The following is a 24,432-nucleotide window of genomic DNA, read 5'->3' on the forward strand; positions in this document are numbered from 1 at the left end:
TTAGGGCCTGCGACGAAATAAGTGAACCAGATCCTATCGCTTTGCCGACGGGGTGGGAAGGATCGTGTAGTTCCAGTCCCCGTGAAACGGATCGGGCCGCAGGCGGACGGCCTCCAGGGTGGCGCGACTGATCTTGAGACCCGAGGGATATCGGGCCGTGTCCAGCCGCGCCCGCACGCGCAGGCCCGTGCGGGTCGTAGTGGCCGCGATCAGACTTACAATGACCGCGTGGCTGAGCAGCGGCTGGCCTCGCCAGTTCTGGCTGATAAAGGAGAACAGGCGGTGTTCGATCGTGTTCCACTTGCTCGTGCCGGGCGGGAAATGGCACACCGTGATGGGCAGGTGAAGGCGGTCGGCCAGTTTCTGCAGCTCGACCTTCCACAACCGGAGGCGGGCGCCGTTGCTCCCGCCGGCGTCGGCCGTGATCAGCAGCCGCCGGGCGTGGGGATAGGCCCGCCGCCCCATGGCCTGCCACCAGTGGCGAATGCTCGCGACGGCAAACGCCGCCGTGTCATGGTCGATGCCGACACTGACCCAGCCGGTGTTGGCGCCCAGATCGTAGACTCCGTAGGGAATAGCGCGCCCCAGTTCCGGCTGCACGAAGTCGTGGACCTGCACCGGCCGCGGCCGCCCGCCGGCACGCCATTCGCGGCCGCCGTTCTTGAAGTTCCCCACGAGCTCCTTCTTCTTGGTATCGACGGAGGTGGCCGGCTGGCCTTGGCGCAGGGTCGCCTGGACGCGGGCGGCGATGTGCTCGAACTGGGCGTTGCGATCGGGGTGGTGCGTGCCCTCGATCGTCTTCCGGTTGGCCTGCAAGCTGTAGCCGCGCTGTCGGAGCAGGACGGCGACCATCCGGTGGCTCGTGCGATGGCCCTGGCGAGTCAGTTCGGTCGCCAAGCGCCGGAGACTCTTGCAGGTCCATCGCAGCGGCGACTCCGGCTCCCCCCGCGTCGCCGGTTCGATCAGCTGCTCCAAGTCTGTCAGCAACGTCGGATCCTGATCGATCGCGCGCTTGCGCCCGCCGCCGGGGCGGCGAATCCGCCCCGGCGCCAGCGCGGCCGCCCCGCGCGCCGTCAATTCCTTCGTCCCGGCACGAATCGCTCGGCGGGAGACGCCCGTCGCGCGCGCCACCGCGGACACGCCGCCCGCGCCTGCCGCCGCGACTTCCGCCGCGGCCACCAGCCGGCGCAGCCGTTCGTCCAGGTGCCGCTCGATCAGCCGGAACCGCCGTCGAATTGCCTTCTCGGCCACCATCCGTGGAATACTTTAACAGCGAGACCCCCTTCATCTGGTACACTTATTTCGTTACGAGCCCTTAGCCAGGCTCACCGGCCAATCTCGGGCACGGAAAGGCCCTGGCAGATCTTCCGGGCCAGCACATCCGAAACTTCGGTGTGCCTGGGCACGGCCTTCGCGCTTCAAGTAACACCCGTGCTTCCTCAAGTGGCGAAGCACGTCGCCCCGCTTCACCCGACGACGACTTTCTCTCGGGTCGCCGTCGCGGGGATGCCGCGCAGGCCGTCCTTGCGCCTGTCCTCAAGAATCAGCGTGATGGCATTGCCTAGGCTTTTCAAGGCTGCCGCCTTCGTCCTGCCCTGGCCATTCGCGCCGGGAATCTCCGGGCAGTACGCGATGTACCAGTGCCGGTCCCGTTCCACTACTGCCGTGAATTCGTTTCGCATGCGCCCTCGTCCCTCCGTTTCTAGCCTAGCGCATTTCTGGCACTGCGGCGCCGGCTACGAACGTAGCACCATAGCAGGCCAGACTCTTACTTCTCGCTCGACAGTACCAGCGTCCCCGCGGCCGACAGCATGCCGCCCATGCCGTTGACGAGCGAGACCGTGCACTTCGGCACCTGGCGCGGGCCGCATTCGCCGCGGAGCTGGCGGGCTGCCTCGATGATGGGGAAGATGCCGTACATGCCGGAGTGAGTGTAGGAGAGGCCGCCGCCGTTGGTGTTGATGGGCAGCGAGCCGCCTGGCGTGGACCTGCCGTTGTCGAAGAAGTGGACGCCCTCGCCCGGCTTACAGAAGCCGAGGGACTCGAGCATGATCGGCGGCCCCGAGGTGAAGGCGTCGTAGAACATGAGGTGGTTGAAGTCCTTGTGCGTCACGCCGGCCATCGTGAAGGCCTTGGTGCCGGACATGCGCGTGGCTTCGCTGAAGGTCAGGTTCTTCATCTGCGTCAGGCTCACGTGCTCGGTCGCCTCGCCCGCGCCGCGCACGTAGACGGGCTTCTTGGCGCAGTCCTTCGCGCGATCGGCGCGCGTCAGCACGACGGCGCCGCCAGCGTCGGTCACGAGGCAGATGTTCAGCACGTTGAAGGGGTAGCAGATGGGGCGCGAGTTCAGCACGTCGGCAATGGTGATGGGCTCGCGGTTCTTCGCCTTGGGATTGAGAGCGGCCCACTGGCGCGTGGAGACGGCCACCTGCGCCCACTGCTCCAAGGTCGTCCCGTGCTCGTGCATGTGGCGCGTCGTGATCATGCCGAACAGGGTGGACGCGCCGCCGAAGCCGAAGGGCGCCTCGTACTGGCCGGGCAGCGCGGTGTCGCGCCGCGGCGTGACGCCCACGCCCGAGCGCCCTGACTCGCCGTGGCAGACGACGGCGACGTCGCAAAGCCCATGATGCAGCGCGACCAGGGCATGGCCGACCATGATGATGAAGGAGCAGCCGCCCACCGTCGTGCCGTCCACGTACTGCGGCGTGATGCCGAGGGCCTCGCCGATGGTGGCCGGGGAATGCTGGCCCGCCGTGAAGATGCCGTCCACGTCGCTGATCTTGAGCCCGGCGTCCCGCACGGCGTTCCTGACGGCTTCGAGGTGCAGCGTCAGCATGCTCTTGTGCGGCAGCGTGCCCAGCTCGTCGCTCTCGTCCACGCCCACGATGCAGACGGAGTTGCGCAGCTCTTTCATCGCGCACCTCCGGCGGGCCGGAAGAGCGGCAGGGTGATCTCGTCGGTCTGCTTCTCGAAGACCACCTCGACCGGCATGTCGCAGCGGATCTTCTTCGGATCGGGCTCGATGCCGACGAGGTTCGACATCATGCGCGGCCCTTCCTCCAGCTCGATCATGGCCAGCACGAAGGGCGGCTTGACCTTGAAGGCCTTGTTGAACGACTGGTAGCCGATCTCGAAGGAGTGGAGCTTGCCGCGGCCGCTCGCCTGGAACCACTCGATGTCGGCGGCGTGGCAGTGCGGGCAAAGCACGCGCGGGTAAAAGAAGGCGCGGCGGCAGGCGCGGCAGCGCGGCAGCATGAGCTTCTGCTCGCGCAGGCCCTCCCAGTAGGGCTTGGCTTCGGGCGTGATGGGCTGGGGCAGCGGGCGCTCGAGGTCCATGGCTCTCCGTTCGGGTGCGTGGTTGGGGTTAGTAGGGCCGGCTCTCGGGCCCCATCAGCTCGCGCGCGACGATGGTCTTCATCACCTCGGCCGCGCCGTCGCCGATCTCGAGGCCGATCACGTCCCGCATGCGCTGCTCGAAGGGCAGCTCGTCGGTGTAGCCGTAGTGGCCGTGGAAGAGGAGGCACTGGTGAATGGTCTCGACGGCCAGCTTCGGCGCCCACCACTTCGTCATCGCCGACTCCTTCGTGTGCGCTTGACCGCGGTCGGCGAGCCAGAGCGCCCGGTAGCAGAGGCCGCGGCAGGCGTCGATGTGGGTCGCGGCCTCGGCGATCCTGAACGACACGCCCTCGAACGTCGCGAGCGGCTTGCCGAAGGCCCGGCGCTTCTTGACGTAGGCCATGGTCTCTTCCAGCGAGACTTGGGCGACCCCCAGGCACGCGAGCGCGATGCCGACACGGTTGTAGTCGAAGCCGCGCATGATCTGGTAAAAGCCCCGGCCTTCCTCTCCCAATCGGTGTGAGACGGGGACGCGCACGTGGTCGAAGGCGAGGACGCCGCGGACGACCGAGTGCGAGCCCATGTCGCGGAGCGGGCTGCGCGAGACGCCGGGCAGGTCGAGCGGCACGAGGAAGGCTGTCACGCCCTTTGCCCCTCCGCCCGCGCCCGTGCGCGCGAACAGCACCGCCGACTGGGCGACCATGGCGAGGCTGATCCCCGACTTCTCGCCGGTGATCAGGTAGCCGTCGCCGTCGCGATCGGCGCGGCAGGAGAGATGCGCGGCGTCGGAGCCCACGCCGGGCTCGGTCAGCGCGAGCGCGATGACCTCCTCGCCGCGCGCCGTCGGCGGCAGCCAGCGCTTCTTGATCTCCTCCGTCCCGTTCGCGCCCACGATCTCGCCTGCGAACCCGGCAAGCTGGAGGGCGTAGGTGCAGCCGAAGTCTCCTCGCGCGATCTCCTCCATCGCCAGGCCGAAGGTCATGTAGTCCGAATCCTGCCCGCCGTACGCGGACGGTATGCGAAGCCCGAGGAGCCCGAGGTCGCCCATCTGGCGCCAGGCTTTCGAGGGAAATTCGCCGCTCCTGTCCCAATCGCGCGAGTGCGGCGCCAGCTCTTTACGGGCAAACGCGCGGAGGGTCCGGACCAGCTCTTCTTGTTCGGGCGTCAGCGACAGGTCCATGGTGTCCTCAATTCCTACGGCGCGTGGAAGACGGGCTTGCGCTTCTCGGCGAAGGCGCGGAGCCCCTCGGCCGCCTCCGCCGTGCGCATATGGGCGGCGACCAGCGACAGCTCCAGCTCGAGCCCGCCGGCGAGATCGGCGTCGAAGGCGCGGTTGACCAGCGCCTTGACGGTGCGCGCGGCAGAGCTGCTGCCGGCCGCGAGCGCGCCCGCCATCTCGTCCACGACGGCGCCGAGGGTGCCTTTGGGCGCGACGCGGTTGACGAGCCCCCAGTCGAGCGCCTGCGCGGCGCTGAGCCAGCCGCCCAGCAGCATCATCTCCTTGGCGCGGCGCGCGCCGATCAGCCTCGGCAGGCGCTGGCTGCCGCCGCCACCTGCGACCAGGCCGAAGTTGGCGTGCTGATCGCCCAGCCGCGCGGCCTCATCGGCTACGACAAGGTCGGCCACCAGCGTCAGCTCGAGCCCGCCCGCCAGTGCCAAGCCGTGGACGCCGGCCACGACCGGCACCGGCAGGGCCTCGAGGCGGTTGAAGACGCGATGCCAGAGCCGCATGAAGCGCGCCCACTTCTCCGGGTCCGGCGACAGCTCCCGCACGGCCTTGAGATCCGCGCCGGCGCAGAAGGCGCGCCCGGCGGCGGTGAGCGTGACGGCGCGCACGGTCGGGTCGCCCTCGACGGCGGCGCAGACCCTGTCGAGGTCCTCCAGCAGGGACGGGCTGATGGCGTTGAGCTGGTCCGGGCGATTGAGCACGACGCGCGCGATGCCATCCTTCGCGGCGTAGCTTACGGTGCCGAGTTCCATGGACGTCTCCTCCGTCACATCCTGCATCACATCATGGTATAGCCGCCGCTCACGGACAGGGTCTGGCCCGTGATGAAGCTCGCGGCGTCGGAAGCCAGGAACACGACGGCGCCCGCCACGTCCTCCGGCTTCCCGATGCGCCGCAACGGGTAGGCCTTGGCGATGCGCGCCTGCATGTCCGGCGCGCCCCATGCCTTATTGCTCTCCGCCGCCCACATGCTGAGGCTGCCGAAATCCTCCTCGGACGCGGGCATGGTCATGCCGGGACAGACCACGTTGAGCCGGATGCCGTGGCGTCCGACCTCGCGCGCGACGCTCTTGGTCAGCGCGATGACGCCCGCCTTGCAGGCGCCGTAGACGGCCTCGCGGAACTCGCCCATGCGGCCGGCGTCCGACCCCAGGCTCACGATGACGCCGCCCTTGCGCGCGATCATGCCGTCGAGGACGGCGCGCGTGCAGTTGATCACGCCCCAGAGGTTGATCTGGACTTCCTTTTCCCACTCGGCGCGCTCCTTCTCGACGAAGAGCCGGTCGAGGGTCCAGCCGACGTTGTTCACGAGCACGTCCACCTGACCCACGCGTCCCTCGACCTCGCGGACCATGGCCTGGACGGACTCCCACTTGGTCACATCGGTCGCCACCACGGCAGCCGACGCCGCTCCCGCCTTGCGCGCTTCCTCGACCACCTTCCCGCCCTGCCCCGCGTCGATCTCCGCGATCGTGACGTGCGCGCCCTCGCGGGCGAAGGCAAGCGCAATGCCCCGCCCGATGTTCGAGCCGCCTCCGGTGACGATGACGCTCTTGCCCTTGAGGTTCAGCTCCATCCTGGGTGCCCTCTCTCTCTTCGCCCGCTTAGCATGCCCCGCTTACCACGCCCCGTTTACCATGCGATGGTCTGGCCGCCATCGAGATACACCGTCTGCCCAGTCATGAAGTCGGAGGCCGGCGAGGCCAGGTACACGGCCAGTGCCGCGGCCTCCGCCGGCTCGCCCAGACGCCGCGCCGGAATCTTGGACAGGAGCCGCTCGCGGCTCTCCGGCTCGGCCATGGCCGCGCGCGGGATGTCGGTGTTCATGTACCCGGGCGCCAGGCAGTTGACCTGTATGCCGTGGCGCGCCCACTCGGCGGCGAGGCTCCGCGTCAGTCCATCCACCGCCGCCTTGCTCGCGCAGTACGCCGCGTAGCGCGGCACGCCGAGGCGGCCGTACATGGAGCCGACGTTGATGATCTTGCCCCGCCCGCGCGCGATCATGCCCGGCGCCACCGCGCGCGCGCAGCGGAACATCGCGGTGAGGTTCGTCGCGAGCACCGCGTCCCAGTCTTCGTCGGTGACATCCACCGTCTTCTTCTCGAGCGTGATGCCCGCGTTGTTGACGAGGATGTCGATGGGGCCGAGGGCTTTCTCGGCTTCCCTCACCGCCGCCGTGATCTGGGCTCCCTGTGTGACGTCAAGGCGAAGCGCGCAGGCCCTGCCGCCTTCCGATTCGATCTCGGCAGCCGCGGACTCGACCTGATCGAGCGCGCGCGCCGCGCAGGCGACGGCCGCGCCTGCCGTGCCCAGCGCGAGGGCAATGCTGCGGCCGATGCCGCGGCTCGCGCCCGTGACGAAGGCGGTGCGCCCCTCGAGCGAAAAGGGCTGGTCCACCGCCTAGCTCCCCCCCTTGATCCGTTCGGCGACCAGCTCGCGGAGACGGTACTTCTGGACCTTGCCGCTCGGGGTCATCGGGAACTCCGAGACGATCTCGAGACGCTCCGGGAACTTCTGGCGGGCGAGCTGGTGGCTTTCCAGGAATGCGGTGATCTCGGGCAGCGTCAGAGACTGCCCCTCGTGCGGGATGACGACGGCGCAGGCGCGCTCGCCCAGCCGCGGGTCGTCCATGGCCACGATGGCGACACCCGCGACCTTCGGGTGCGTGAAGAGCAGGTTCTCGACCTCGACCACCGGGATGTTCTCGCCGCCCCGAATGATCACGTCCTTGGTCCGCCCCGTGATGGAGACGTAGCCGTCTCCGTCGAGCGTCGCGCGGTCGCCCGTCTTGAACCAGCCGTCGGGCGTGTGGCCGTCGGCCGTGAACTCGGGCCGCTTGAAGTAGCCCGCGAACTGGGCCGGGCCGCGGACGAGCAAATCGCCCTCACTGCCCCGCGGGACCTCGCGGCCGTCGTCGTCCACCACGCGGAGCTCCATGCCGGGAAGCGGGACGCCGTCGGTGGTGAACACTTTGTCCTCGGGGTCGTCGAGGCCGTTGCAGCTGACGAGGCCGTTCTCCGTCATGCCCCAGCCGGCCGAGATCACGCACTTGAGCCGGTCGCGCGCGTCTTTCACCAGCTGGCGCGGAATCGGCGCGCCGGCCGAGATGAAGACGCGGAGCGAGCCGAGGTCCCTGGGCGCCTGCGTGTACGTCAGGTCGCGGAGGAACGGCGTGGCGCCCATGGTGAAGGTCACGCGCTCGGCCTCGATCAGCCGCGCCGCCACCTCGGCGTTCCAGACGTCCATCCACACCGACGTGGCGCCCAGCAGGAGATTCAGGCAGTAGCCGTAGAGATAGCCCGTCTGGTGGCCGAGCGTCGAGGCCATGAGCAGCACGTCGCGGTCCGTGAAGCCGAGCCGCTCGATCACGGTGTAGATGGTCGACAGCGTCGTGTTGGGCGTGTGCATCACGCCCTTGGGCTCTCCGGTCGTTCCCGACGTGAAGACCACCTCGTGGACCGTGTTCGGGTCGCTGCCGGGCAGCGGCCGGCGGCCCGCCCTCGCTTCCCAGGCCGTATCCGTGAGCGTCGCGAACGGCTCCATGCCGGCGGGCGCCTCCCCGCGCGCAATGAAAACCCGCTCGAGCCGCGGCAGGCCGCCTCGGATCTGCGCCGCCATCTCCCGGTAGTCGAAGCCGCGGAAGGTCGCGGGGACGACCAGCGCCTGGGATTCGAGGAGCCCCAGCATGAAGCGCAGCTCGCTGGCGCGATAGGTCGGCGGGATCGGGTTGACGACGGCGCCGAGGCGGCTCGCCGCCAGGAAGACCAGCACGAACTCGTTCCAGTTCGGCAGCTGGCAGGAGATGACGCCGCCCGCTTCCAGCCCGTGGGCGCGGAGCCCGTGGGCCACGCGCTCGACCTTGCTTGCCAGCGCGGCCCACGTGTAGCGCCCCCGCCCGTCCACAAAGGCGGTCTTGTCCGGCCGGGCGGTCGCCCACCTGTCGAGGTAGGTCTCGAGGCTCTCGTTCCGCCAGAGCCCCGCCGCCGTACACTCCCGCGCCCGCGCCTCCGCGACTCTCGTCCCCATGGGATCTCGCCGCGACAGGGTAGCGCGCTTAGGGTCGTTCGTCGAGGGTTCCGCCCCCCGCCGCGCTAGAGCAGGCGGTGTTGGGTCGCATAGGCCACGGTCTCGAGCCGCTTGTGGACCCCGAGCTTGGCAACGAACCAGGGGTCTACTTCACTGCGGGCGCAGCTCCAGTCGCCCTCCCGTCACCTGTCCCTGGCAGTCCTTGCCGTGGTAGGTCGCGGTGAATGTTGTATCGGTAATCTCGGCGGACCCCTCGAGCAATCCGGGACATTCAGCCGCGATATTCTCCAGCCGCAGCAGCACCCGACCTGCGTTTGGCTCCACGATGCCCGTCACCGGGCCACCACCGCCAGTTCTCATCTTCCATGTACCCGACACCGTCGATTCCCCGCGCATGAGCGTAAACGTGATGTCGCCCGTGCCGCGGTTGTCCGTGTAACGCCCCACCCACGCACTCGAGCCGAGCGCCCTCGCCTGCGCGCTTGGCGCCTCTGCTCGTGCAGCCGGCCCGGCCTGGACCGGGGGCGCCGCCGCGGGCCGCTCGGCCGCGCTTGGCCCCGCTCGGGCCACTGTCAGACACGTGACGCTCGTCGGATCGTCGATCTGATAGTAAGAGCCGATCAGCTTCGTGCTCAGGCTGAGGGTTCCCACCACTTCCACCTGCTGCCGTGCCTCGCACACCGGTAGCCTGCCCGTCGGACGCTGCACCGTCACCGTCACGTGGCTTCCATTGCAGTCAAAGAGCATGGCGAAGACAAACGACCTTGCATAAGCCTCTTCGGCAGGGAAGTACGTGCCCGTTGCTCGTATGGGCTTCTGAAGCCAGTCGGCACACCCTGCCGCCTGACTCGGCTGGGGCACCAGGGCCAGAACGACACTGAAGAGCGCGATGAGACATCTCCGTGCACCGACCTTTCCCGATTCCGCGTGCGGTGTCGAGTCATTCATGATGTGTTCTCGGTGACGAGCTTCCCGCTCGTATACCCCGGGCCCGACCATCGGCCGCCCATCTGGTCGTCCTACCGTGAACTCAGGAAGGCGGCGACTCGCGAGATCTGGAGCGCGCTCAGGTTCTTCGCATTCTCGTGCATGATTGGGTTGGCGCGGAGACCGGTCGCAAAGACCTCCAGCTGCTTCTCAAGATACCCCCTGTGCTGTCCGGCGAGCCGTGGAAACACCGCGTTACCCTCGGCATTCTTCATGTGACAGCTCTGGCAGGGCGGAACTTGCTGGGCCTCGATACCCTCCTCAAAGATCTTCTTCCCGGCGGCGATTTCGGCCGGCCCGGCAGGTTTGCCCTTCGCAGGTGGTTGGGCGGCAAAGTAGGCCGCAATATCTGCGATCGTGCTGTCGGTGAGCTGTGCTGCCATGCCCCACATGAACGCCTGCGCGTGCGGGTCAGCCCGGGAGCGGTCACGGAAGGCTTTCAGCTGCACGTCCAGATATGCGGCCTGTTGCCCGGCAAGATTCGGGAAGGTCGGCGAGACGCTGATGCCCCGCGCGCCGTGACAGGTGGAACACTCCCGCCTGATCAGATCGACCGCCACGCTCTCCTGGGCAGCGTGCCCGACCGCGATCGTGAGCGCGACGACCACGACGGTCAGACCAATCGCTTGGAATTTCATGGCGCCTCTCCCTCCGATGGCACGCACGGCCTAGAATGCCGTCCAGACGTAGACGTACACGGTGTTGTTGTTGGCGGCATTCCTCCCGAACCCGTCATAGTTGTCGGCTCTCCCGTTAAACCTGGTGTAGAGGGTGTACTGTGCCCCAAGCTTCGTATTGAGCCACGGCAGGAAGTTGATCTCGAACAGATACCCTTGTGTATTCGGCTTCCCGTTGGCGCTCCCAAGCACAGGCGTGCCGGATGCGTACAGGACCGAGTCGCCGGTACCGGTCGTCGAGAACGCCTGCACGGAGCCGCCGATCTTCCGCCTGAAGAAGTAGCTTGCGGTCAGGCGCCCGGTATGGAGCCAGTTATCGGCGTGATCCACCAAGTCGGCGTTGTTGAAATGCCGGTGCTCATTGATCCACGTCCCATACGCGGAGAACATATGATTGTCGGTGATGTACTGGTATTGCGCGTCGACCGCGACATCGGTGAAGCTGTTTCTCGGCCCAGACTCGCCGATACCAGTCGGGTGCGTCTGGGCCGAGATGCCGTACGTGCCGACGGACAGGGCATGTTCACCCCAGTCCTGCTCCCATGCCGCGCGCCAATAGGGTGCTGTGCCGCTGATACGCATGAGTGGCGCGGTGCTGTCCAGCGGACCCGGCCCGCCGGTCGTCGCATTGGTAAAGCTCGTCTGCGCCGAGCGGTAGCCTCCTGCTTCTACATAGAGATGATTGAACAGAAATAGATAGCCGGAGAATCCCGCCGACTCCTGGGCGAGCTGGCCGTCGAGAATCACCTTGGCGACGGATGGCACCCCCACATTGGTAGAGATGAAAGGATAACCCCAGGCCGGCGTGCTGTTCCACACGTCCTGCGAAGTCGGGTTGTTGTTGAGCGAGAGGCCATAAATGAAATCCGTCATGCCGATCGAGTCGAATGCGCCATGATTCGCAAACCGCAAATCGGAATTGTCGATGCCGACCGCGTTGGCAGTAGGATTCCAGGTCAGCTGCAGGAATGCCCCGAGATAATCGGCGATCTTGCCCGTATAGAACAGGCTCACAGCCTGTGGGAACTCGGTCGTATTGTGCTGCGACAAATCCGTGACTGCGGGAGTCGCGTTATCCGGCAGCGTTTTGGCGAGCCACGTGTTCGAGCCTTGCAGCTGGACGGACAGTGGCGGCAAGTCACTGAGCGAGAGCGTCTTTTCCCCCCGCTCGGTCGTGGGCTCGAGTTGCCTGACGTTGCTAAACACGTAGGCGTTCATCTTGAACCTTCGCCCGAACGGCGTGAGCTCCGGAAAGACGGTGTGGCATGCCTGGCAGGATAGTCCCGTCTGCCGCGCAAACCCGGGCGTCGCATTCGCAGTGGAAGGTCTCAGCATGGCGGTCGCGGCAACCGTGATCGCGATCACGACCGCCAAAGGCCATGCTATGGCCACGATTCCCCATATTCTCGCTCTCATCGCGTACCCCTTTCTAGTGAGGTCTCCGGTGTGGCCCGCGCGCGACCCCGTCCCGCACTGAACGAGGACTGTCTCCCCCTAGTCGTCCTGGTGAACCCTGTGACTTGTGCGACCCGGTGCCCCCGAGTCTGGTCACTCCGACCGTATCGTTCAAAGACACCGCCGCCGCGTCCCCCTCTAGCGGCTCATTCCGCCCTCTCCCTGTGTGAGACGCCGGCTCAGGACGGGGACCACGCGAGTCGCTCGTTGCGGGATGTAGGAGCAAGCCGTGTACCACGGCGGTGGGGCGCGAGCTTCCTCCACCCGACTCCGGAAGATCGTCAATCCAGGCGGCCGCTTGAGCATCACCGACCCGTTGGGTCGCCATCTCTCCGTGCCCGCCCCTGCCCTGCACCGCCTCGAGCGCGATGGGGCGCCGGTGCCTCACTGGGGCGGGCGGCGGCACCGGAGACGGTTTGAGCACTACCCGGCGCTCCGCGCCGATTCGTATAGGCACAGCGGGTCCTCGGCCATGGGATCGCCGGTTGCGGCGAAGGCCCGGGCTCGCGAGCCGCCGCAGGTCTCGGCGTACTCGCAGCGCCCGCAGCGCCCGGTCAAGAGCTCGGGGCGCCGCAGCATCCGGAAGAGGTCGGAGTCACGGTAGAGGGCGACCGGATCCGCCGTCCTGGCATCGCCCGCCGACAGCAGGAAGAATCCCGAGGGATGAACCTCGCCCGTGTGCGAGATGAACATGATGCCGTTGCCGTCGCGGATGCCCACGCCGTGGAGCATGGGGCCCAGCGGCAGCGCCGCCAGGCCGCGGCCGGCGCGCCGGGCGCGCTCGAGGACGACACGCCGGAAGTGCGGCGCCTCGGTCGTCGTGATGATCGGGCCCCCGTTACCGCCCAAATCGAGCAGCCGCTCGAACAGCCGCTCGCAGGCCTCGGCCGTGATGGGCTTGAGCATGGTGCCGCGCCCGACCGCGACGAGGAAGAAGAGGCTCCAGCGTGCGGCGCCCAGATCGGTCGCCAGCCGATGGATCGCCGGGAGGTCGTCGAGCGTCTCTTCGCTCACGAGCGTGTTGACCTGGAAGGGCAGCCCCACCGCGGCGCAGGCCCGCGCCGCGGCGAGGGTCCGGTCGAAGCAGCCTTCTATCCGGCGCAAGGCGTCGTGGCGGGGCGCGTCGGAGCCGTCGAGGCTCAGCGACACAGCCTCCACGCCGGCCGCCTTGAGCCGCGCGATGACCTCGGCGGTCAGCAGCGGTGTGGCGCTGGGCGCCACCGACACGCCGAAGCCGCGCGCCCTCGAGGAGGCGATGAGGGCGAACAGGTCGGCGCGCTTCAGCGGGTCGCCGCCCGTCAGGATCAGGTGGGGCAGCGGCGCGCCGAAGCTCGCGAGCTCCTCGATAAGCCGGAGCCCCTCCGCGGCGTCCAGCTCGGCCGGGTCGCGCTCGGGCGCGGCTTCGGCGCGGCAGTGGCGGCAGGCCAGGTCACAGGCCCGCGTCACCTCCCAGTAGATGCGCCGCGGCGCCCTGTCGAAGCGCAGTCTCGCGTTCATCCCCGGCCCCCCGTCGCCTCGTCGCGCTTGCCGATCTCGCGGTACGCGCGCTCCCCGGATCCCAGGTAGAGTTGGCGCGGCCGGGCGATCTTCTGCTCGGGGTCCGCGCGCATCTCCTGCCACTGCGCGAGCCAGCCGCTGGTCCGCGCGATGGCGAAGAGCACCGGGAACATCTCGACCGGAAAGCCCATCGCCTGGTAGATCAGCCCCGAATAGAAGTCGACGTTGGGGTAGAGCTTGCGGGACACGAAGTAGTCGTCCTCGAGGGCGATCCGCTCGAGCTCCAGCGCCACGGGCAGGAGCGGGCTCGGGCGCGTGACCTCGAAGACCTCGTCGGCCATCCGCTTGATGATCCTCGCGCGAGGGTCGTAGTTCTTGTACACGCGGTGGCCGAACCCCATGAGCTTGGCCTTGCCGTCCTTGACGCCCTTGATGAAGCCGGGGATGCGGTCCTTGGAGCCGATCTCCGCCAGCATCCGCAGCACCTCCTCGTTGGCGCCCCCGTGCAGGGGGCCGTAGAGCGCGGCGACGCCCGCCGCGACGGCGCAGTAGGGGTCGACCTGCGAGGACCCAACGGCGCGCACGGCGTTCGTCGAGCAGTTCTGCTCGTGGTCGGCGTGCAGAATGAACAGCACCTCGAGCGCCCGCTTCAGCGTGGCGTTGGGCTGGTACTTCGCCTCGGTCGCCTTGAACAGCATGTTGAGAAAGTTGCCCGTGTAGGACAGCTCGTTGTCCGGGTAGTTGTAGGGCAGGCCCAGGTTGTGGCGGTAGGCGAAGGCCGCGAGGGTCGGCATCTTGGCGATCAGGCGGACCACCTGCAGCCGCCGCGTCGCCGGATCGCCGCCATTCTTGGCCTCCGGGTAGAAGGTGGAGAGCGCCGCGACCCCCGACACCAGCATGCCCATCGCGTGGGCGTCGTAGTGGAACCCCTCCATGAACCGCTTGAGATTCTCGTGGACCCAGGTGTGGTGGGTGACGTCGTAGACCCACTGGTCCATCTCGGCGAGCGTCGGCAGCTCGCCGTGGAGCACGAGGTAGGCGACCTCGAGGTAGTTGGAGCGCTGCGCCAGCTCCTCGATGGGATAGCCGCGGTAGCGCAGGATGCCGCGGTCGCCGTCGATCTCCGTGATGCGGCTGATCGTCGACGCGGTGTTCATGAATGCCGGATCGTAGGAGAGGAGCCCGAAGTCCTCCGGCCCCGTGCGAACCTGGCGGAGGTCCATGGCGCGGATGGCGCCGTTGGCGATGGGCACCTCGTAGGTTTTGCCCGTCCGGTTGTCGGTGAGGGTCAGGGAGTCGGACGGCATGGCGGCTTCCTCCTTCCGGGTTCGGTGGCCGGTTTCAGCGGGTGGAGCGCTCGAGCTCGTCGTGAACGAGCTGCAGCAGCGCGGACGCGGGAAAGGGCTTGGCGAGAAACGCCGAGGCGCCCGAGGCCAGGGCCGCATCCCTGGCGGCCCGCGAGGCGAACGCGGTGACGACGATGACGGGGACCTTCGGGTCGCGCGCCCGCGCCGCCCGGATGATGTCGAGCCCGTCGCCGTCGGGCAGCCGCAGATCGGAGATGACGAGAGCCAGCGGCGCCGACTCGATGGCCTTGAGCCCCTCGACGCGCGAGGCGGCCGTCACCACGCGGTAGCCCTGGCGGCGCAGCAGGCGGACATAGGTGACCGCGAGGTCGGCCTCGTCCTCGACAACCAGGATGCGGTTCACGTCGGCTCCCTGGCCCTTAGTGCTGCTGGCTCCGCGCGAAGGCGCGCAGGACATCCGTCTCGGTGATGATGCCGACGAGGCGTTCGCCGTCGAGCACCGGCAGGGCGCCAATCTTGTGCTCGAGCAGGAGGCGCGCCGCGTCGGCGGCGTCCTGGTCGGGCCCGGTGATGATCACGCTCCTGGTCATGACCTTGCCCACCGTCAGCTTGGCCAGGAGGTAGTTGACCTCCCACATCGAGAGGCTCGTGGCCTGCGACGGCAGGTTGAGGCGGATGTCCCGGTCGGTGATGATGCCGACGAGCCGGGTGCCTTCGATCACCAGCAGGTGGCGGATCCGCTCCTTCAGCATGGTCTGCCGCGCGTCGAACACGGGGGTGTCGGGGCCGACGGTGATCGGGGCGCCGGTCATCAGCTCGCGTACTTTCATGGATGACTCCCTCGTCCCTAGTGACCCTTGATGAGCTCGGCCAGATGCTCGTACACCGGCGGCCAGATCAGAGTCGTCGCGATCCCGAGACCCACCAGGAACGCGACGAACCAGCGTCCGACCTCCAGGTCTTTCTTGCGGAGCACGAAGTGCAGGACGATCCAGCCGCCGAGCCAGCCGATCAGCGCCAGCGTCTCCTTGCCCGAGTAGGGCCCGATGCCGGCGGCGCCGGGCATCCAGAGCTTGCCCACGCCGTGCACCCAGGCGTTGAAGTCCTTCGAGGCGACCGTGAACACGTTCACCACAGCCAGCGTGAAGGTCCCGACGAAGGCCGCCAGGAAGGCCGCCACCGCGATGCCGCCCGGGATCCGCTCGCGGCTCGAGGGCGTGTAGGCCACTTCCACGTTATTCCCATCCGGCTTTGTCTCGGCCATGGTCGAACTCATATCGTTCGCCTCCCCTAGGCGGGACGGAGCTTGGTGACCGCGGCGCCCAGACCAAAGGCGACCACGAGGTAGAAGAAAGCCAGTCCCATGAGCACGCCGACGCTGTATCGCAGCCACTTGCGCTCGACTACCTGCACGCCGTAACGCCACAGGATGAAGGCTGCGGTAACCGTCAGCGGCAGCGTGAAGAGCGCGCCGAACTCCTTGAACTCGAAGAAGACGGCGTGGACCGGCGGCATGTTCTTCACGAAGTACGACCGGGGGCTCTCGGGGATCGGCATCCGGTAGTAGATGTAGAGCCAATTGCCGAAGCAGATGGCGAGCAGCGAGAACGTCGCGGCCACCACCGACAACAGCTGGAGATCGGCGAAAGCCCGGATGTGGCCCGTGAGGAGCCGCCAGCCGAGATAGAGCCCGATGGTTCCGACGAAGAGGTACAGGAACGCCATCGTGCCGTGGATGGCTGCGGCCAGCGCGCCGCCGCCGGGTCCGAGAAGCTTCTCGAACGGAGCCGTCATGAGGGTAAAGGCCAAGGCGCTGGCGATCATGATCACCACCACGACGATCAGCGATCCCGTGGAGGCCTCTCTCATGTCGCGCGTGTCGTGCGTCGCGTCCATACTCTGCTCCCTGTCTCCCGGACGTGCCCGGGTGTCCGAACCGGGGAACTGCCTTATCTGCCGCGCACCGTCAGCACGGGGCAGGGCGCCGCGGCGACCACACGCGAGGCAACACTGCCCAGGAAGAACTTCGCGAGACCTGTACGGCCGTGGGTGCCGATGACGATCAGGTCGGCCTTCTTCGACTTGGCCGCTCGCGCGATCTGCTCGTGCGCTACGCCGTCGAGGAGCAGCGTGACCGCCTTGACGCCGGCCTTGCGCGCCTTGGCCTGGAGCGCGCTCAAGTGCTTCTGCCCGTACTTGCGGGCCGAGGCCTCGAGGTCGTCGTAGACTCTGGGCGAGACGTACCCCTCCCCGGCGATCGGAACCGATGGCGCCAGGACGTGCACGAGCAGGAGCTGCGCCCGCTCGGCCTTGGCCATGGCGACGGCCCGCGCGAACGCGGCGCCGGACGCGCGAGAGAAGTCGGACGGGTGAAGAATGCGGCGCAATCGGCTCATGAACGGGCGACCTCTTTCCTCTCCCGGAGCGTCGCGGCACCCTTGGGCGCCTCGATCGGCGCGCCGGGCGCCCGCACGATGCAGATGGGCGTCGTCGTGCAGCGCAGCACCGACTCGGTGACGCTGCCGAAGATCAGGCGCCCCAGGCCGCTCCGGCCGTGGGTGCTCATGACGATCAGGTCCGCCTTCTTGAGCTTGGTGGCTTCGATGACGGCGGCGGCCGCGGGCCCGTACCAGACGCTCGTGTCCACGTCCTTGACTCCGCGCTTCGCCAGGCGGTCGGCGACGGCGGCGAGATATTCCTCGGCTTCGCGGACCACGGCGACCTGCTCGTCCGTGGGATCGGCGCCGGGCAGCGTATGCGCCTCGGCCGCGCGAAGCAGCATCAGCTTGGACGGCATGCCGCGCCCCAGGTCGAGCGCGGCCTCGATGGCGGCCTCAGCCAGCGCCGACCCGTCCAGCGGAACAAGAATCCTCTCCGTCTTCATGTCTGCCTCCTCTCGGTCCCGTCGTTGCGGGGCCTCTGCGCTATCGAGAGGTTGCAACCGGGGTGCCACCGGGGGAGGCAAAGGAAAACGGCGCTTTAGGCGGGAGCGCGCTCGAGCGGGATGGGTCGTCCCCTCCCCGCTGGGTCACGCGCGCCTCGCCTGGGTCTCGGCCGGGCGTGCCGCGGAGGTCCTCCCCCGTACTGGACGCGGTAGCGGGTCTGTCGGGCGGCTTCGAGGGTGGGGGTCGAGAGCGACAGCGTCGCGGTGTCGCCGGGACCGAGTGAGGCGGGGACCGGCGTGCCGGTGCGCGCCAACAGGAGCTTGCCGAAGAAGTCGTAGAACTCGACCGTCACCCGGAGCCCACGCACGGGGTACGGGGAGACGTTCTTGAGAAGGACGACGTGTTCGACCGTGCCGTGCTTCTTGCTGCCGTGCTTCTTGCTAACAACGGGGGTGCGCGTCTCCTGGACGACGACCACGGGATCACCGGCCTCGGCGGGAGAGGCGAGCGTTACAGCGATCCACAGGAGGGCCGCGAGCCAGGGCTTCATGCCCCGGCAGGCTAGGGCGCGGGCTTCACCTCGTCAATGTCCGGACTTGGATACGGCTTGAGGACCTATCTCAGCTGGTGCTTGTTCACCAGGCGGTGGAAGGTCTTGCGGTCGATGCCCGCGGCCTTCGCCGCCGCGGAGATGTTGCCGTCGTGGCGCGCGAGGAGCTCGCGCAGGTAGGACGCCTCGAGCACGGCCATCCAGCGCTCCTTGGCGTCCTTGAGCGGCAGATCGGTCCCCGCATCAGGTGAGGCGGCGGGGGCGCCTGCCGCCGACGGAGCCGGCGCGCCCGTGCCGAGCACGTGGTCGGGCAGGTCCCGCCGCGTCACCGTCTCGCCGTCGGTCAGGGCGCAGGCGCGCTCGATGACGTTCTGCAGCTCCCGCACGTTGCCCGGCCAGCGGTAGCGCTCGAGCGCGGCCATGGCGTCGTCGTCGATGCCGCGGATGCGCTCCTGGCCGTAGCGCTTGAGAAAGGCGTGGGCGAGGAGGCGCACGTCCCCCGCACGGTCGCGGAGCGGCGGCAGCTGGATCGCGATGACGTTGACGCGGTAGTAGAGCTCCTCGCGGAATTGCCCCTTGACGGTCGCGTCACGGAGGTCGCGGTTGGTCGCCGAGACCACGCGCACGTCCACGTCCACGAGCGCCGTCCCGCCCACGCGCCGGATCTGGCGCTCCTGCAGCGCGCGCAGCAGCTTCACCTGAAGCCCCACGGGCATCTCGGCGATCTCGTCGAGGAAGAGCGTGCCGCGGTGGGCGACCTCCATCAGGCCCGGCTTGCTGCGCACCGCGCCGGTGAAGGCGCCCTTCTCGTGGCCGAAGAGCTCGGACTCCAGCAGGTGCTCCGGCAGCGAGGCGCAGTCGACGGGGACGAAGGGCTGCGCCGCCCGCGGGCTGTTGGCGTGGATGGCGCGGGCGACCAACTCCTTGCCGGTGCCGGACTCGCCCAGCACGAGGATGTTCGCCTCGGACCGGGCCGCCTTCTTGACAAGGTCGAAGACGCGCGCCATGGACTCGCTCCGGCCGATGATGCTCTCGAGGCCGAAGGCCTCCCGCAGCTGCTCGCGGAGATTCTTGTTCTCGACCTGGAGGTTTCGCTGGCGGAGGGCCCGTTCGACCGCGACGCGGAGATGCTCCACGGAGAAGTTCTTGGGCAGGTAGTCGGTGGCGCCTTCCTTCACCGCGGCCACGGCCGACTCGATGGTGGCGAAGGCCGTGATGACGATGACGGGCAACGTCGGGTCGAGCTCGTGCGCGCGCTTGAGCAGCGCCATGCCGTCCATGCCCGGCATCTTCAGGTCCGTGATGAGCAGGTCCGGCCGCTCCTCCTCGAGCAGCGCCAGGGCCTTGCCCGGCTCCGTCGTGGTGAAGCACTGGTATCCGACGCGACCCAGGATGCGCGCGCAGTTCTCGAGCATGTCGGGCTCGTCGTCCACGATCAGCACGCGCGTCGCGCTCACGCCTGCCCCCCGACGGCGGCCCGCGCGCCCGAGACGGGGAAGGTCAAGGTGAAGGTCGTGCCCTCGCCCGGGCGCGACTCGACATCCACCGTGCCGTGGTGATCGCGCACGATGCCGTAGGAGATGGAGAGCCCCAGGCCCGTGCCTTCGGCCTTGGTGGTGAAGAACGGGTCGAAGATCCTCGGCAGGGCCTCGGGCGGGATGCCGGGGCCCGTGTCACGCACGAGAAGGCGCACGGCGTCCGGCTCGCCGGCTGCGCGGGAGGTCTCGACGGTGATCTCGCCTCCTCCGTCGACGGCGTCCCGCGCGTTGGTCAACAGGTTGAGGACGACCTGCTGGAGCGTGTTGCCGTCGCCCCAGAGCGACGGCAGGTCGGGCGCGAGCCGCCGCGTCACCGTCACGCCCTGCTTGCCGATGGGCCGCTCGACCAGGAGGAGCGTCTCCTCGACGAGGTGGTTGAGGTCCACGGGGCCGTGGAGCCCGGAGGACTGGCGGCTGAAGGACAGGAGGCCCTGGGCGATGCGCGCGACGCGCTGGGCGTGGCGGTGGAGCACGCGCAGGTCCTCGGCGAGCCGGCCGTGGATGGGCTGCGCCTCCACGTCGAGGAGCATGATCTCGATGCGCGAGGAGATGACCCCGATGGGGTTGTTGAGCTCGTGCGCCAGGCCTGCCGCCATCGTCCCGAGCGCCGCGAGCTTCTCGGACTGGCGGGCGCCCCGCTCGAGCGCCACGTGCTCGGTGATGTCCTGGACCAGGAGCACAGCGCCCGCGGGCTCGCCATGGTCGCGCAGGAGGCTGCCCTTGAGGTTCTGCACCGCGCGCCCTCCCCCCGACCGCTCGTGCTCGACAGCTTCCAGCGTGAACCCCTCGGTCTCGCCGCGCAGCAGCTGTTCGAGCGGCGCGCGGAGCGCCTCGCGACGGTACACCGGGAACACGTCGAAGAACGGGCGGCCCGCGACGTCCCGGGCCGCAAGCCCCGTCTGGGTTTCCATCGCGCGGTTGAACGCGATGATGGCGCCCGCGCGGTCGAGCGCCACCACGCCGTCGCGCAGGCTCTCGACTACGCTCTGGATGAAGCGCTCGCGCTCCCGGGCAGCAGTGGTGAGCGCCACAACCTCGAGGCGCTCGCGCTCTTCGATCTGGCCCAGGACCCCGACTCCCACGGCCGTGCCCAGCAGGACCGCGAGCCGGACGGCGGTGTTGGCCCACTCAGATTCCGTGATGGTCGGCCAGACCACCGCGACGTACGCCGCGGCCGCCGCCATCGCGACGGCGACCCCCCGCACCATCCCGTAGTAGTAGGACTGGAGGCCCGCGATCAGGAGAAGCGCCAGGAAGAGGATGCTCGGCGCGCCGCCCGTGAGCCGGATCAGGAGCAGCGCGAACGCGAGGTCGGTCGCCAGGACTACCATGCTGAGACGGAGCATCCGGCCGGGCCAGCGCCAGAGGGCGAACGTGAGCGCCACGCTGTAGAGAAGGAAGCCGAGCATGGCGCCGTGCACCGGGCGCCAGCCTTCGTGCGCGGGCGGGGCGAGCAGGATCCAGACGAGCCCCGCCATGACCGCCAGCCAGCGCAGCAGCGGAAGCGCGAGCACGCGCGGGCCGCCGATGCGGCGGGCCTCGCGGTCGAGGAAGAGACGGGCGCGCGACATGGCTGGTATTATACGGGCGATGCTTGGATCGGAGCCGACGCGCTCACACCGCGTGCTGCGGGGACTCGCCGTGCTGGCGGTGGTGGCGATGGCCTTCTTCGCTGGGATGCTGGTCGAGCGCCTGCGGCTCGACGCGCGACGCGAAGACATGCTGCGGCGCTACAACCAGGTCCTCCAGCAGTACCGCGACCAGCAGATGCGCTCGGAGAAGACGATACAGCGCTAGCCGGACGGCGCGGGGGACGGGATGCGTCGCCTACTTCGCCAGGAGCACGGAGCAGGGCGAGAGGCGGATGATGCTCTGGGCCGTGCTGCCCATGACGCGCTCGAAGATGCGACTGTGACCGTGATAGCCCGCCAAGAGGAGATCGAAGCCCCCCTCCTTGGCGTAGTTGACGATGATCTCGACCTCGTGCCCCTGCCGGATCGCCGTCTGGAGCTCGACGCCGGCGAGGGCCGCCTGATCCCGCGCCTCTTTGGTCAGCACACGGAAGTACTCGTCCACGCGCTCCTTGGCGTCCTGGACCTCACCGACGGTGGCGGCGTAGTGGGGCAGATGCTCCTCGACCGAAATGCTCCGGAGCTCGGTGCCGAGACTCTTCGCGAGTCCGATCCCGACCCTGAGGGCCGCCTTGGCGCCCTCCGAGCCGTCGTACGCGACGAGGATCTTTCTGAACATGGCGTCCTCCCTCCTCAGGACGTCGGCGCGCCCGAGGGCCGGACCGCGGCGTCCGCCGGCTCTCGACTCGCGGCGGGGACCGGAAGCAGATGCCGCGGCATGAACCAGGCATTGGCGATCATGGTCGGGATCACGGCGCTGCCGATGACGGCCGAGACCAGGTGCGAGTACTGGGCCGGCGTGATAACCCCGTGGTTGAGCCCAAAGAGGGCTGAGATGGTTCCGAAGGTGAGCCCAGTGGACATCATGAGCGTGTAGTAGACGTCGGCCCCTTCCCGGTGGCCGAAGATCCGCACCGACGGGAAGACGCCCGCGAGCTTGCTGACCATTTTGGCGAAGAAGAGCACGACGAGGGCGCCGGGGGCGGCGACGAGCGCGGGCACGGAAACGAGGGACCCGGCGCGGAGGAAATAGAAGGGCGTCAAGAGCCCGAAGGTCAGCGTGCGCAATCGCCGGATCAGGGCGTGGTCCTTGCCGACGGTGCCGGCCAGGACCATGCCGATGATGTACGCGGGCAGCACCGGCTCGCTGTCCGCCCAGAGCGCGAGGCCACCCATCGCGAAGAGCGCCAGCAGGAGGAACTTCGTCTCGAACTCCGACACCCGGCCCCCGTATCGGCGGAAGATCCCCGGGGTCACGAACGGCAGGACCACGAAGATCGCCAGCGACAGTGCGACGAAAACCAGGGTGCGCACCGTGAACGGCGCGAAGATGATACCGAGGGCGATCACGGTTCCAAGGTCAGTGATGAAACAGGCGGCGAGGATGACCTTGCCGTAGTCCGTCGTGTTGAAGCCGAGCTCGAGCATGACCGCGTAGACCACCGCGACCGACGTCGTCGAGAGCGCCACCCCCGCAAGCCAGGCGGCCATCGGTGCCCAGCCGAGAAGGTAGTAGGCGACGGCGGCCGAGCCAAGAAACGGGGCGAAAAAGCTCACGAGACCGACCACGGTCGCCTCCTTCCACTTGACGCGGAAGACGGCCGGGTCGATCTCGGCGCCCGCCAGGAAGGTGAGAACGATCGCGCCCGTCCCCGCGAGGAAGCCGATCCATGGCGTCTGGGCGCCGAGTCCTGCGCCGCCGAGGAGGACGGCGACGATGAGCTGCGCCACCGTGCCGACCACGATCTCGGAGAGCGCCGTCGAGACCTTGAACCAGATGGCCAGCAGCGTGGCGACGAGCGCGAGCCCCACCCACAGTGCCGCGAGGAACCACGTGTTGTCTATTGCTGGCTCCTACCCGGCTTCGGGCGGGCGCCGCGCGGCCCACGGCTGCGCCGCCTCGAAAGCGGCCGAGGCGGCGAGCACCGCGCGCTCGGCGAAGCGCCGGCCCACGATCTGGAGCCCCACGGGCAGTCCTGCCGCCGTCATAGCCACAGGCACGGTCGCCGCGGGCTGGCCCGTCAGGTTGAACGGGAACGTGAACGCGATCCAGCCGAGCCCGGACACGGGCTCGCCGTTGATCTCCGTGACGGAAGGGCGCGCGACGGGAAACGGCGGCACGGCCACGGTCGGCGTGATCAGCAGATCGAAGCGGGCGAGGAAGCGCTGGACGTCGGTCCACAGCTCCTTCCGCCGGCGGGCGGCGTCCATGTACTGGTCGATCGTGATCGTGTGCCCGTACTTGAGCACCGCGACGAAGCTCGGGTCGAGCCGGTCGGCGCTGTCCTCGAGCCGCTCCCGCCAGGCCGCGTAGCTCTCGGCGGCGCTCAACGTCCGGAAGATCTCCTCGGGGTTCTCCCAGCTCGGCGTCACCACCTCGACGTGGCAACCCAGCCCTTCGAACTGCTCGGCCGCCGCGGCGCAGAGCTCCGCGACTTCGGGATCCACGAGCGCGTAGCCAAAATCCGCCGACCAGCCGACACTGAGCCCCTCGAGCCCGCCCTCGCAGGCCGCGAGAAACGGCGGTCCTCCGTCGGCGGGAAGCGACCAGCGGTCACGGTCATCCGGCCCGGCGAGCGCGTCGAGCATGAGGGCCGCGTCACGCACGGTGCGTGTCATCGGCCCTGTCACCGAGAAGTTTTGCCAGCCGGGGAAGCCCGGTCCGTGGGGCACGCGGCCGAAGGAGGGCTTGAGGCCGTAGATGCCGCAGAAGGAGGCCGGGATGCGGATCGAGCCGCCGCCGTCGGTGCCCAGCGCCAGCGGGCCCATGCCCGCGGCCACGGCTACTCCCGCCCCGCCGCTCGAACCGCCGGGCGTCAGCGCGGGGTTCCACGGATTGCGCGTGATGCCGAAGAGCGGGTTGTCCGTGACGCCCTTGTGGCCGAACTCCGGCGTGTTGGTCTTGCCGAGGATGATGGCGCCGGCGCCCTTGAGCCGCTCGACCGCGACCGCGTCCTCCTCCGGCACGTGGTCGGCGAAGAGGCGCGAGCCGCCCGTGGTCGGCACGCGGCGCATGAAAACCAGGTCCTTGACCGAGACCGGCACGCCGTGGAGCGGGCCCAGCTCCTCGCCGGTCATCACCGCCACCTCGGCCGCCTGAGCGGCGTCGCGGGCTTCCTCCGCCGTGACGGCGCAGTAAGCGTTGAGCGTCGGGTTCACGCGCTCGATCTGCGCGAGCGCGGCGTCCGTCACCTCGACCGGCGAGACTTTCTTTTCTCGGACGAGCGCGGCCAGTTCGAGCGCGGGGAGCCAGCAGAGATCTTGGGTGGCCATCAGGGGGCGGCCATCAACGAGGGGCGTTGAGCCGGGCCACGG

At 68.6% G+C, this 24,432-nt stretch carries 27 protein-coding genes and 1 pseudogene; 1 reads left to right on the plus strand and 27 read right to left on the minus strand.

The window, feature by feature from the left end:
* Positions 1 to 33 precede the first annotated feature (33 nt).
* From VGV06_14815 to VGV06_14930, 24 genes and pseudogenes are all read right to left on the minus strand, one after another.
* Complete coding sequence (locus tag VGV06_14815; GenBank protein HEV2056419.1) at positions 34 to 1,254, minus strand: ISAzo13 family transposase; 1,221 nt, start codon at positions 1,252 to 1,254, stop codon at positions 34 to 36.
* Positions 1,255 to 1,325: 71 nt separating this feature from the next.
* Positions 1,326 to 1,470, minus strand: a pseudogene (locus VGV06_14820) (addiction module toxin, HicA family).
* On the minus strand, positions 1,467 to 1,682 hold the full coding sequence (locus VGV06_14825; GenBank protein ID HEV2056420.1) for a type II toxin-antitoxin system HicB family antitoxin: 216 nt from the start codon (positions 1,680 to 1,682) through the stop codon (positions 1,467 to 1,469). The pseudogene VGV06_14820 and the gene VGV06_14825 overlap by 4 nt, the downstream one beginning before the upstream one ends.
* 86 nt (positions 1,683 to 1,768) lie before the next feature.
* The gene (locus VGV06_14830) at positions 1,769 to 2,914 is read right to left on the minus strand and encodes an acetyl-CoA acetyltransferase (protein ID HEV2056421.1); all 1,146 of its coding nucleotides are present in this window, start codon (positions 2,912 to 2,914) and stop codon (positions 1,769 to 1,771) included.
* Entirely contained in the window at positions 2,911 to 3,336 is a 426-nt protein-coding gene (locus tag VGV06_14835; GenBank protein HEV2056422.1) for a Zn-ribbon domain-containing OB-fold protein, read from the minus strand. Before VGV06_14835 ends, VGV06_14830 begins: the two co-directional genes overlap by 4 nt.
* A 28-nt stretch (positions 3,337 to 3,364) precedes the next feature.
* On the minus strand, positions 3,365 to 4,516 hold the full coding sequence (locus tag VGV06_14840; protein HEV2056423.1) for an acyl-CoA dehydrogenase family protein: 1,152 nt from the start codon (positions 4,514 to 4,516) through the stop codon (positions 3,365 to 3,367).
* Positions 4,517 to 4,530: 14 nt separating this feature from the next.
* The gene (locus VGV06_14845) at positions 4,531 to 5,316 is read right to left on the minus strand and encodes an enoyl-CoA hydratase/isomerase family protein (GenBank protein ID HEV2056424.1); all 786 of its coding nucleotides are present in this window, start codon (positions 5,314 to 5,316) and stop codon (positions 4,531 to 4,533) included.
* Positions 5,317 to 5,342: 26 nt separating this feature from the next.
* The gene (locus tag VGV06_14850; GenBank protein ID HEV2056425.1) at positions 5,343 to 6,140 is read right to left on the minus strand and encodes an SDR family oxidoreductase; all 798 of its coding nucleotides are present in this window, start codon (positions 6,138 to 6,140) and stop codon (positions 5,343 to 5,345) included.
* Between the two features lie 56 nt (positions 6,141 to 6,196).
* A complete protein-coding gene (gene fabG / locus VGV06_14855) occupies positions 6,197 to 6,961 on the minus strand; it encodes a 3-oxoacyl-ACP reductase FabG (GenBank protein ID HEV2056426.1) in 765 nt (254 codons plus the stop codon).
* 3 nt (positions 6,962 to 6,964) lie between these two features.
* Complete coding sequence (locus tag VGV06_14860) at positions 6,965 to 8,590, minus strand: AMP-binding protein (protein ID HEV2056427.1); 1,626 nt, start codon at positions 8,588 to 8,590, stop codon at positions 6,965 to 6,967.
* A 150-nt stretch (positions 8,591 to 8,740) separates the two neighbouring features.
* Entirely contained in the window at positions 8,741 to 9,538 is a 798-nt protein-coding gene (locus VGV06_14865; GenBank protein HEV2056428.1) for a hypothetical protein, read from the minus strand.
* Positions 9,539 to 9,609: 71 nt separating this feature from the next.
* On the minus strand, positions 9,610 to 10,215 hold the full coding sequence (locus VGV06_14870) for a c-type cytochrome (GenBank protein ID HEV2056429.1): 606 nt from the start codon (positions 10,213 to 10,215) through the stop codon (positions 9,610 to 9,612).
* Positions 10,216 to 10,245: 30 nt separating this feature from the next.
* Positions 10,246 to 11,628 carry a cytochrome C gene (locus tag VGV06_14875; GenBank protein ID HEV2056430.1) on the minus strand — a complete coding sequence of 461 codons (1,383 nt, stop codon included), beginning with the start codon at positions 11,626 to 11,628 and terminating at the stop codon, positions 10,246 to 10,248.
* Positions 11,629 to 12,132: 504 nt separating this feature from the next.
* On the minus strand, positions 12,133 to 13,206 hold the full coding sequence (locus tag VGV06_14880) for a TIGR04053 family radical SAM/SPASM domain-containing protein (protein HEV2056431.1): 1,074 nt from the start codon (positions 13,204 to 13,206) through the stop codon (positions 12,133 to 12,135).
* Positions 13,203 to 14,513: a citrate synthase gene (locus VGV06_14885; GenBank protein HEV2056432.1), complete on the minus strand. Its 1,311-nt coding sequence runs from the start codon at positions 14,511 to 14,513 to the stop codon at positions 13,203 to 13,205. Before VGV06_14885 ends, VGV06_14880 begins: the two co-directional genes overlap by 4 nt.
* 34 nt (positions 14,514 to 14,547) lie before the next feature.
* Positions 14,548 to 14,916: a response regulator gene (locus VGV06_14890; protein ID HEV2056433.1), complete on the minus strand. Its 369-nt coding sequence runs from the start codon at positions 14,914 to 14,916 to the stop codon at positions 14,548 to 14,550.
* Between the two features lie 16 nt (positions 14,917 to 14,932).
* Positions 14,933 to 15,343, minus strand: coding sequence for a CBS domain-containing protein (locus VGV06_14895; protein HEV2056434.1), 411 nt, complete (start codon positions 15,341 to 15,343; stop codon positions 14,933 to 14,935).
* Positions 15,344 to 15,360: 17 nt separating this feature from the next.
* Positions 15,361 to 15,777, minus strand: a complete 417-nt coding sequence (locus VGV06_14900) for a hypothetical protein (protein HEV2056435.1) — start codon at positions 15,775 to 15,777, stop codon at positions 15,361 to 15,363.
* 26 nt (positions 15,778 to 15,803) lie between these two features.
* Positions 15,804 to 16,409 carry a hypothetical protein gene (locus VGV06_14905; GenBank protein HEV2056436.1) on the minus strand — a complete coding sequence of 202 codons (606 nt, stop codon included), beginning with the start codon at positions 16,407 to 16,409 and terminating at the stop codon, positions 15,804 to 15,806.
* A 53-nt stretch (positions 16,410 to 16,462) separates the two neighbouring features.
* Positions 16,463 to 16,909: a universal stress protein gene (locus VGV06_14910; GenBank protein HEV2056437.1), complete on the minus strand. Its 447-nt coding sequence runs from the start codon at positions 16,907 to 16,909 to the stop codon at positions 16,463 to 16,465.
* Positions 16,906 to 17,397 (minus strand): universal stress protein, encoded by a 492-nt coding sequence (locus VGV06_14915; protein ID HEV2056438.1) that lies wholly within the window; start codon positions 17,395 to 17,397, stop codon positions 16,906 to 16,908. The genes VGV06_14910 and VGV06_14915 overlap by 4 nt, the downstream gene beginning before the upstream one ends.
* Before the next feature lie 95 nt (positions 17,398 to 17,492).
* Complete coding sequence (locus tag VGV06_14920) at positions 17,493 to 17,948, minus strand: hypothetical protein (GenBank protein HEV2056439.1); 456 nt, start codon at positions 17,946 to 17,948, stop codon at positions 17,493 to 17,495.
* 65 nt (positions 17,949 to 18,013) lie between these two features.
* The gene (locus tag VGV06_14925; GenBank protein HEV2056440.1) at positions 18,014 to 19,405 is read right to left on the minus strand and encodes a sigma-54 dependent transcriptional regulator; all 1,392 of its coding nucleotides are present in this window, start codon (positions 19,403 to 19,405) and stop codon (positions 18,014 to 18,016) included.
* Entirely contained in the window at positions 19,402 to 21,057 is a 1,656-nt protein-coding gene (locus tag VGV06_14930) for an ATP-binding protein (GenBank protein ID HEV2056441.1), read from the minus strand. The genes VGV06_14925 and VGV06_14930 overlap by 4 nt, the downstream gene beginning before the upstream one ends.
* A 19-nt stretch (positions 21,058 to 21,076) precedes the next feature.
* On the opposite strand from VGV06_14930, the gene VGV06_14935 reads away from it, so the two are divergent.
* A complete protein-coding gene (locus tag VGV06_14935) occupies positions 21,077 to 21,283 on the plus strand; it encodes a hypothetical protein (GenBank protein ID HEV2056442.1) in 207 nt (68 codons plus the stop codon).
* Between the two features lie 30 nt (positions 21,284 to 21,313).
* Here the strand turns inward: VGV06_14935 and VGV06_14940 are convergent, their stop codons facing one another.
* Genes VGV06_14940 through VGV06_14950 form a run of 3 tightly spaced genes read right to left on the minus strand, consistent with a single transcriptional unit; the run spans position 21,314 to position 24,390 of the window.
* The gene (locus VGV06_14940) at positions 21,314 to 21,736 is read right to left on the minus strand and encodes a universal stress protein (protein HEV2056443.1); all 423 of its coding nucleotides are present in this window, start codon (positions 21,734 to 21,736) and stop codon (positions 21,314 to 21,316) included.
* Between the two features lie 14 nt (positions 21,737 to 21,750).
* Complete coding sequence (locus VGV06_14945; protein ID HEV2056444.1) at positions 21,751 to 22,962, minus strand: cation:proton antiporter; 1,212 nt, start codon at positions 22,960 to 22,962, stop codon at positions 21,751 to 21,753.
* 9 nt (positions 22,963 to 22,971) lie between these two features.
* A complete protein-coding gene (locus tag VGV06_14950; protein ID HEV2056445.1) occupies positions 22,972 to 24,390 on the minus strand; it encodes an amidase in 1,419 nt (472 codons plus the stop codon).
* Between the last annotated feature and the right edge of the window lie 42 nt (positions 24,391 to 24,432).

The sequence above is a fragment of the Candidatus Methylomirabilota bacterium genome, assembly GCA_035936835.1.
Classification (GTDB): domain Bacteria; phylum Methylomirabilota; class Methylomirabilia; order Rokubacteriales; family CSP1-6; genus AR37.

What these genes read in the sequence shown, in the direction of transcription:
- VGV06_14815 (HEV2056419.1), bottom strand. Translation starts at nt 1,254, where the DNA reads ATGGTGGCCGAGAAGGCAATTCGACGGCGGTTCCGGCTGATCGAGCGG.
- VGV06_14825 (HEV2056420.1), bottom strand. Translation starts at nt 1,682, where the DNA reads ATGCGAAACGAATTCACGGCAGTAGTGGAACGGGACCGGCACTGGTAC.
- VGV06_14830 (HEV2056421.1), bottom strand. Translation starts at nt 2,914, where the DNA reads ATGAAAGAGCTGCGCAACTCCGTCTGCATCGTGGGCGTGGACGAGAGC.
- VGV06_14835 (HEV2056422.1), bottom strand. Translation starts at nt 3,336, where the DNA reads ATGGACCTCGAGCGCCCGCTGCCCCAGCCCATCACGCCCGAAGCCAAG.
- VGV06_14840 (HEV2056423.1), bottom strand. Translation starts at nt 4,516, where the DNA reads ATGGACCTGTCGCTGACGCCCGAACAAGAAGAGCTGGTCCGGACCCTC.
- VGV06_14845 (HEV2056424.1), bottom strand. Translation starts at nt 5,316, where the DNA reads ATGGAACTCGGCACCGTAAGCTACGCCGCGAAGGATGGCATCGCGCGC.
- VGV06_14850 (HEV2056425.1), bottom strand. Translation starts at nt 6,140, where the DNA reads ATGGAGCTGAACCTCAAGGGCAAGAGCGTCATCGTCACCGGAGGCGGC.
- VGV06_14860 (HEV2056427.1), bottom strand. Translation starts at nt 8,590, where the DNA reads ATGGGGACGAGAGTCGCGGAGGCGCGGGCGCGGGAGTGTACGGCGGCG.
- VGV06_14865 (HEV2056428.1), bottom strand. Translation starts at nt 9,538, where the DNA reads ATGAATGACTCGACACCGCACGCGGAATCGGGAAAGGTCGGTGCACGG.
- VGV06_14870 (HEV2056429.1), bottom strand. Translation starts at nt 10,215, where the DNA reads ATGAAATTCCAAGCGATTGGTCTGACCGTCGTGGTCGTCGCGCTCACG.
- VGV06_14880 (HEV2056431.1), bottom strand. Translation starts at nt 13,206, where the DNA reads ATGAACGCGAGACTGCGCTTCGACAGGGCGCCGCGGCGCATCTACTGG.
- VGV06_14885 (HEV2056432.1), bottom strand. Translation starts at nt 14,513, where the DNA reads ATGCCGTCCGACTCCCTGACCCTCACCGACAACCGGACGGGCAAAACC.
- VGV06_14895 (HEV2056434.1), bottom strand. Translation starts at nt 15,343, where the DNA reads ATGAAAGTACGCGAGCTGATGACCGGCGCCCCGATCACCGTCGGCCCC.
- VGV06_14900 (HEV2056435.1), bottom strand. Translation starts at nt 15,777, where the DNA reads ATGGCCGAGACAAAGCCGGATGGGAATAACGTGGAAGTGGCCTACACG.
- VGV06_14905 (HEV2056436.1), bottom strand. Translation starts at nt 16,409, where the DNA reads ATGGACGCGACGCACGACACGCGCGACATGAGAGAGGCCTCCACGGGA.
- VGV06_14910 (HEV2056437.1), bottom strand. Translation starts at nt 16,909, where the DNA reads ATGAGCCGATTGCGCCGCATTCTTCACCCGTCCGACTTCTCTCGCGCG.
- VGV06_14915 (HEV2056438.1), bottom strand. Translation starts at nt 17,397, where the DNA reads ATGAAGACGGAGAGGATTCTTGTTCCGCTGGACGGGTCGGCGCTGGCT.
- VGV06_14920 (HEV2056439.1), bottom strand. Translation starts at nt 17,948, where the DNA reads ATGAAGCCCTGGCTCGCGGCCCTCCTGTGGATCGCTGTAACGCTCGCC.
- VGV06_14930 (HEV2056441.1), bottom strand. Translation starts at nt 21,057, where the DNA reads ATGTCGCGCGCCCGTCTCTTCCTCGACCGCGAGGCCCGCCGCATCGGC.
- VGV06_14935 (HEV2056442.1), top strand. Translation starts at nt 21,077, where the DNA reads ATGCTTGGATCGGAGCCGACGCGCTCACACCGCGTGCTGCGGGGACTC.
- VGV06_14940 (HEV2056443.1), bottom strand. Translation starts at nt 21,736, where the DNA reads ATGTTCAGAAAGATCCTCGTCGCGTACGACGGCTCGGAGGGCGCCAAG.
- VGV06_14950 (HEV2056445.1), bottom strand. Translation starts at nt 24,390, where the DNA reads ATGGCCACCCAAGATCTCTGCTGGCTCCCCGCGCTCGAACTGGCCGCG.